9 protein-coding genes are annotated in these 6,000 nt (G+C 59.8%); 4 read left to right on the plus strand and 5 right to left on the minus strand.

Translation table 11 applies throughout. The features are described 5' to 3' along the window. Positions 1 to 10: 10 nt before the first annotated feature. Entirely contained in the window at positions 11 to 700 is a 690-nt protein-coding gene (gene phoB / locus TU82_RS26090) for a phosphate regulon transcriptional regulator PhoB (protein ID WP_003195617.1), read from the minus strand. A gap of 156 nt (positions 701 to 856) precedes the next feature. On the opposite strand from phoB, the gene TU82_RS26095 reads away from it, so the two are divergent. Next, positions 857 to 1,234, plus strand: coding sequence for a COG4315 family predicted lipoprotein (locus TU82_RS26095; protein ID WP_057726100.1), 378 nt, complete (start codon positions 857 to 859; stop codon positions 1,232 to 1,234). Positions 1,235 to 1,352: 118 nt separating this feature from the next. On the opposite strand, the gene ubiA is transcribed toward TU82_RS26095, so the two are convergent. Next, a complete protein-coding gene (gene ubiA / locus TU82_RS26100; RefSeq protein ID WP_057726101.1) occupies positions 1,353 to 2,243 on the minus strand; it encodes a 4-hydroxybenzoate octaprenyltransferase in 891 nt (296 codons plus the stop codon). After that, complete coding sequence (locus TU82_RS26105; protein ID WP_057726102.1) at positions 2,243 to 2,806, minus strand: chorismate--pyruvate lyase family protein; 564 nt, start codon at positions 2,804 to 2,806, stop codon at positions 2,243 to 2,245. Before TU82_RS26105 ends, ubiA begins: the two co-directional genes overlap by 1 nt. A 195-nt stretch (positions 2,807 to 3,001) precedes the next feature. Here TU82_RS26105 and TU82_RS26110 point away from each other — a divergent pair, with 195 nt between their 5' ends. The 3 genes from TU82_RS26110 (at position 3,002) to TU82_RS26120 (ending at position 4,820) form a co-directional block, all read left to right on the plus strand. Then, on the plus strand, positions 3,002 to 3,169 hold the full coding sequence (locus tag TU82_RS26110) for a rubredoxin (protein WP_057726103.1): 168 nt from the start codon (positions 3,002 to 3,004) through the stop codon (positions 3,167 to 3,169). Between the two features lie 36 nt (positions 3,170 to 3,205). Continuing rightward, on the plus strand, positions 3,206 to 4,354 hold the full coding sequence (locus TU82_RS26115) for an NAD(P)/FAD-dependent oxidoreductase (protein ID WP_057726104.1): 1,149 nt from the start codon (positions 3,206 to 3,208) through the stop codon (positions 4,352 to 4,354). Positions 4,355 to 4,544: 190 nt separating this feature from the next. Next, on the plus strand, positions 4,545 to 4,820 hold the full coding sequence (locus TU82_RS26120) for an HU family DNA-binding protein (protein WP_003213368.1): 276 nt from the start codon (positions 4,545 to 4,547) through the stop codon (positions 4,818 to 4,820). An 85-nt stretch (positions 4,821 to 4,905) separates the two neighbouring features. Here the strand turns inward: TU82_RS26120 and TU82_RS26125 are convergent, their stop codons facing one another. Next, a complete protein-coding gene (locus tag TU82_RS26125; protein WP_057726105.1) occupies positions 4,906 to 5,262 on the minus strand; it encodes a DUF7716 domain-containing protein in 357 nt (118 codons plus the stop codon). A 10-nt stretch (positions 5,263 to 5,272) separates the two neighbouring features. Further along, positions 5,273 to 6,000: RHS repeat domain-containing protein (locus TU82_RS26130; protein ID WP_211269739.1), on the minus strand; the 728-nt coding region annotated here is incomplete at its 5' end.

Consider the following 6,000-nt stretch of genomic DNA (forward strand, 5'->3'; position numbering starts at 1 on the left):
ACCGGCTGGCTCAGCCCTTGGTGGAAAACCGGTAGCCCGTGCCGCGCACGGTTTGTACCAGATTCTCGTAGGCATCGCCCAAGGCTTTGCGCAGGCGGCGGATATGCACGTCCACGGTGCGCTCCTCCACGTACACATTGCCGCCCCACACCTGGTCCAGCAGCTGGCCACGGGTGTAGGCGCGTTCCTGGTGGGTCATGAAAAATTGCAGCAAACGGTATTCGGTCGGGCCCATTTCGGCCGGCTTGCCGTCGATGGTCACGCGGTGGCTGATCGGGTCCAGGATCAGGCCGTCGACTTCGATGGGGGCTTCGCCATCGGTCGGGCCGGCTCGGCGCAGTACGGCTTTGAGGCGCGCTACCAGCTCTCGAGGGGAAAACGGCTTGGTGATGTAGTCATCGGCACCGACTTCCAGGCCCTGGATCTTGTTGTCCTCTTCGCCCTTGGCGGTGAGCATGATGATCGGGATATCCCCGGTCAGCTCGTCACGCTTGAGGCGCCGGGCCAGTTCGATACCGGAGGTGCCGGGCAGCATCCAGTCGAGCAGGATCAGATCCGGCTTGCGGTCGACGATAATGGCATGGGCTTGCTGGGAGTTCTCCGCCTCCAGGCAGTCGTAGCCGGCCATTTCCAACGCAACGGCGATCATCTCGCGAATGGGCGCTTCGTCGTCAACAATCAGAATGCTCCTGCCAACCATGCTCAAAAATCCTCTTTGTCATTTAACTGTCTTGCGCCGCATTAGATAACGGAATTATTGCAGTCGTGTGACAGTAATTTAGTCGCTAGAGCATTCTGCGCCTCTCTGGACTACGCTAGGGGTCCGAATCCTGACAACCGCAAAAGGAAGGTTCCGATGACTTACAGCACGATTTCCTGGAAAGCCCTGCTGGTAACCGCCGCGTTGACGCTGCCGGGCCTGGCTTTTGCCGCAGAACCTGCGATGACGAAAGACGGGATTTTGGTTGATCACAAAGGCCTGACGCTCTACACCTTCGACAAGGACGCCGATGGCACGTCCGTGTGCAAGGACCAGTGCGCGACCAACTGGCCGCCGCTGAAGGCGGAGTCCACCGACAAGTCGATGGGCAAATGGACAGTTATCACACGCGACGATCAGACCAGCCAGTGGGCCTATGAAGGTAAGCCTGTCTATACCTACAAGGATGACAAGAAAGCCGGTGACAAGACCGGGGATGGCAAGGGTGGGGTTTGGCATATCATCAAGCCTTGACTGCGCGGCGCTGCTGAAATCATCGGGGGCAAGCCCCCTCCACAGTTGATGAGTGAACGCCTTCAAATGTGGGAGGGGGCTTGCCCCCGATGGCGCCGCAACAGCCACCGCAAACCTCTCAGCGAACCGCGTAATCCACCACAATCCCCACAAATATCGCCAACCCCGCCCAGTGGTTGTGCAAAAACGCCTTGAAGCACTTCATGCGGTCCCGGTCCCGGGTGTACCAGAATTCCCAGGCAAAACAGCCCGCCGCCCCCAGCAACCCCAAGTGGAACCAGCCGCCCAGCTCGAACCGAGCGCCGGCGAGCAACAGGCACACCAGCGCCAGGCCCTGCAGGGTCAGGATGATCACACGGTCAGCATCACCGAACAGGATCGCGGTGGATTTCACGCCGATCTTCAAGTCGTCGTCGCGGTCGGTCATCGCGTAATAGGTGTCGTAACCCACCGTCCACAACAGGTTGGCGATGTACAGCAGCCACGCCTCGGCCGGCAGATGGCCGGTCTCGGCGGTGAACGCCATCGGCATGCCCCACGAAAAAGCCGCGCCCAGCACCACCTGCGGGTAATAGGTGTAGCGCTTCATGAACGGATAGCTTGCCGCCAGCGCCAAACCGCCGAGGGACAGCAGGATGGTGCTGGCGTTGGTCAGCAGCACCAGCAGGAAGCTGACGCCCATCAGCAGCGCAAAAAACACCAGCGCTTCTTTCGAACTGATCTTGCCGCTGACCAGCGGGCGTTGCTCGGTGCGTTTCACGTGCCCGTCGACCTTGCGGTCGGCCCAGTCGTTGATCACGCAACCACCGGCACGGGTCAGCACCACACCCAGCACGAAAATCACGATATTGAGCAGCGACGGCGAGCCCTTGCCGGCGATCCACAGCGCCCACAGCGTCGGCCACAGCAGCAGGTAGATGCCGATGGGCTTGTCCATGCGCGTCAGTTGAATGAAGTCCCAGGCCCTGGGGTTCAGGCGATTCAAGGATTTGAGCACACGTTGGTACATCAGCGGTTCTCCGGATGGTCATGCAACGCCTGCCAGAAACTCGGCAGGAAGACTTCCGCCACCAGCACGCTCAGCGCTGCGCGGTCGAAGCGCGAGCGGCGCGCCCACAGCCCGTCGGCCTGATCCGCAGCGGGTAACCAATGTGCCGGGTAATGGCACACCTCGATCGGCTGGCGGGTGAAGGCACGGTCGCAGAACAACAACTCGCCCAGCGAGCGGCTGCCCAACTCATCCATATGCAAGCCGTCGCCCTGCAATGCCCCACGCGACGCGACACTGCGGGCAAACACCCAGGGTTGGCCATGCCCGCGCAAATACACCTCACGCACCCAGCCGACCGTGGCGTGGGGCAGGCCCAGCGCCGCACATTCATCGTTGCGCAACGGTTGCCAGCCTTCGAGCAGCGGCGTCACGCTGAAGCCGTCATCGGACAGCCCTGTCAGCCGCCGGGTCAGCGAGCCTTCATCGAACAGCCAATCGAGGATCAAGGGCGCAGGCATCGGGCTCAGCAGGCTCTGAGGCAGCCATCGGCAAGCATCGGAAGGGGCAATTGAGTGCGGCACGGCAAGTCAATATTGGCGGCAAAAGAGGCGGCGAGCTTACCATGGCGTCCTGAACTTTTGCCGCGCTGAACCCGCCGTTTGCGCCGATCGTGCTTGCATCTGCCGGCTGCGATCAGTACAAAACGCCCTGAGCCGAGCGGCAGCGCGGGTCTATCGACCGCCGGCCAAGATGCCTGGACCCTGAGGAAGTACGTAATGAAGAAGTGGCAATGTGTAGTCTGTGGCCTGATCTATGACGAAAAAGATGGCTGGCCGGATGACGGAATCGCTCCGGGCACCCTGTGGCAGGACGTCCCGGAAGACTGGCTGTGCCCGGACTGCGGCGTGGGCAAAATGGATTTCGAAATGATCCAAATCGGCTGACTCTCAATTTAAGAAACGTACTACAAGGAGAAAGGAATGAACTCACCTGTCGTGATCATCGGCACAGGATTGGCCGGTTACAACGTAGCCCGGGAGTTTCGCAAGCTCGACAGCGACACCCCCTTGCTGCTGATCACCGCGGATGACGGGCGCTCCTACTCCAAGCCCATGCTCTCCACCGGCTTTGGCAAGAACAAGGAAGCCGACGGCCTGAGCATGGCCGAACCTGGCGCCATGGCCGAGCAACTCAAGGCCGAGGTGCGCACCCACACCCGTATCAGCGGCATCGACCCAGGTCACAAGCGCTTATGGATCGGCGAGGAGGCGGTGGCCTACCGCGACCTGATCCTGGCCTGGGGCGCCGAGACCGTGCGCGTTCCAGTCGAGGGTGACGCCGCCGAGCTGATTTTCCCGATCAACGATCTTGAAGACTACGCGCGCTTTCGCGCCGCCGCCGCCGGCAAACGCCGCGTGCTGTTGCTCGGCGCCGGCCTGATCGGCTGCGAATTTGCCAACGACCTGATCCAGGGCGGCTATGAAGTCGATCTGGTCGCGCCGTGCGAGCAGGTCATGCCAACCCTGCTGCACCCGGCGGCGGCCGCTGCGGTGCAAGCCGGGCTGGAAGGCATTGGCGCGCGTTTCCACCTGGGCCCCGTGCTCAATCGCTTGCAACGCAGCGCCGATGGCCTCGAAGCCCATCTGTCGGACGGCGCAGTGGTCCAGTGCGACCTGGTGGTCTCCGCCATCGGTCTGCGCCCACGCATCGACCTGGCGGCGGCGGCCGGCCTGCAGATCAACCGCGGCATCATGGTGGACCGCCACCTCAAGACCTCCCACGCCAATATCTACGCCCTGGGCGACTGCGCCGAGGTCGATGGCTTGAACCTGCTGTACGTCATGCCCCTGATGACCTGCGCCCGCGCCTTGGCCCAGACATTGGCCGGCAACGCTACGGCCGTGAGCTACGGTCCGATGCCCATCACCGTGAAAACCCCGGTCTGCCCGCTGGTGGTCTCGCCGCCGCCACGGGGTAGCGAAGGCGTATGGAGTATCGAAGGCGAGGGCGCCGACATCAAGGCCCTGTGCCGTGACGCCAGCGGTCGCCTGCTGGGCTACGCGCTGACCGGCAGCGCCGTGATGGAAAAACTGGCGTTGAATAAGGAACTTCCGCCACTGCTGGCGTAAATGTCGGTCGTTCTGTCGGAATCAGCCTCTTCTTACCCGTAGAAAGGTCGCGGCTAGGCTGGCGGAGCGTGCGACGGCATGCCATCCTCACTCCCGTCTGCCGCAGAGTAGAGCCTGCGGCGCCTTGGCGCTGCTCCACCAGAGAGCAGCACGGACATAACAACAAAAAACCGTCAAAGAGGCTTCACATATGCGTAAACCAGAACTCGCCGCCGCCATCGCTGAAAAGGCCGATCTCACCAAGGAACAGGCCAACCGCGTCCTCAACGCCGTTCTCGAAGAAATCACCGGCGCCCTGCACCGCAAGGACAGCGTCACCCTGGTCGGCTTCGGCACTTTCCTGCAACGCCACCGTGGCGCCCGCACCGGCAAAAACCCGCAAACCGGTGAGCCGGTGAAGATCAAGGCCAGCAATACCGTTGCGTTCAAGCCGGGTAAATCGCTCAAAGACAGCGTCAATCCGTAAAAGCGGTACCGCCTGAAGGGAAGCGGGTTGGTATGAAAAATGGGCACGCCGACTGGGTCGGGTGCCCATTTTTGTTGGATAGGAATCAGCCTTCCATGAAGTCGTCGTATTCCCGATAGTGATTGATTGCTCGGATCAAAATATCATTATCTGGCGCGTTAACCTTCTTTTGAATGACTTCAAATATGGCTTGTAGAGTTTGCACATCCAACCAGGTTTCGACGTTTTCTTTTTCTAGGGACTTGGGGATAAGCTCGCCGGCAGAATTCTCGACTGTTTTATCGTCTTCCTCGAGATCGTCAATTTCCTCCTCGGAAATGAGGTAGAAAATTGCATTTCTTGGTTCTTCTTCCCATTTATCCAAGTTGGTATAGACCCAGTCGTTATCGGTATGGGAGTTGACGGTGCTGAACAGGTTGGTGATGCCTTGCATCTTTTTCATCAGTGACTCCTCATTTTCTACAAGATGACCCGCCACCCCAGGTTTTTCTGCCGCCTACTCGTTTTCCGTTACGGCCTTTCGGGTGGTAGTCGCCGTGACGGTTTTTATGGTCCTCGTGACTGACCAACTGCAAATTGCCGCCTACTACAGGGTGGTGATGCCAGGTCGAGCCTTTCATTGCTGTTGTTCTGAACTTGCCATTTTTCTTCGGCGCAACCCATTTTGAGATGCCTGGGTGTTTTGCTTCGACAGTAGCTTGCAATGCGGGATCGTTCTTCATTGCGTAATGCAGTTGTCTGTTGGATTCGGCGAAATGTACGGAGTCCTTGGAGCGCCAGATTTCTTTGTTGATGTGTGCTTCGTACGATACGTCATAGACCCCGGGATTTGAGCTGGCCCATCCCCAAGGGTCGATCCATGAGACCGGGTTCGGCCCATATTGATAGAAGTTGTGACCCCCGGCTAGCCCGATGGGGTCCGGAGTAGTAAACCGTCCAACATCCGGATCATAAAACCTGAACGTGTTGAAATGCAGCCCCGTCTCTCGATCCAGATACTGCCCCTGAAACCGCAGGTTCTGCTCTTCAATGTAATAAGGCTCGCGCACTTCCTCCAGCGTGTTGCCCCACACCCGATAAGTCGCCTGCCAGACGCTGTGCCCATCGGCCTCGGTCAGTTGCTCGGGCAACCCGTTCAGATCGTTGTGGTAGTAGCGAATCTTCTGCAACGGACCAATAC

Origin of the sequence: Pseudomonas orientalis, assembly GCF_001439815.1 — a bacterium.
Taxonomy (GTDB): Bacteria; Pseudomonadota; Gammaproteobacteria; order Pseudomonadales; family Pseudomonadaceae; genus Aquipseudomonas; species Aquipseudomonas orientalis.

What these genes read in the sequence shown, in the direction of transcription:
- TU82_RS26110 (WP_057726103.1), top strand. Translation starts at nt 3,002, where the DNA reads ATGAAGAAGTGGCAATGTGTAGTCTGTGGCCTGATCTATGACGAAAAA.
- ubiA (WP_057726101.1), bottom strand. Translation starts at nt 2,243, where the DNA reads ATGTACCAACGTGTGCTCAAATCCTTGAATCGCCTGAACCCCAGGGCC.
- phoB (WP_003195617.1), bottom strand. Translation starts at nt 700, where the DNA reads ATGGTTGGCAGGAGCATTCTGATTGTTGACGACGAAGCGCCCATTCGC.
- TU82_RS26095 (WP_057726100.1), top strand. Translation starts at nt 857, where the DNA reads ATGACTTACAGCACGATTTCCTGGAAAGCCCTGCTGGTAACCGCCGCG.
- TU82_RS26115 (WP_057726104.1), top strand. Translation starts at nt 3,206, where the DNA reads ATGAACTCACCTGTCGTGATCATCGGCACAGGATTGGCCGGTTACAAC.
- TU82_RS26125 (WP_057726105.1), bottom strand. Translation starts at nt 5,262, where the DNA reads ATGAAAAAGATGCAAGGCATCACCAACCTGTTCAGCACCGTCAACTCC.
- TU82_RS26120 (WP_003213368.1), top strand. Translation starts at nt 4,545, where the DNA reads ATGCGTAAACCAGAACTCGCCGCCGCCATCGCTGAAAAGGCCGATCTC.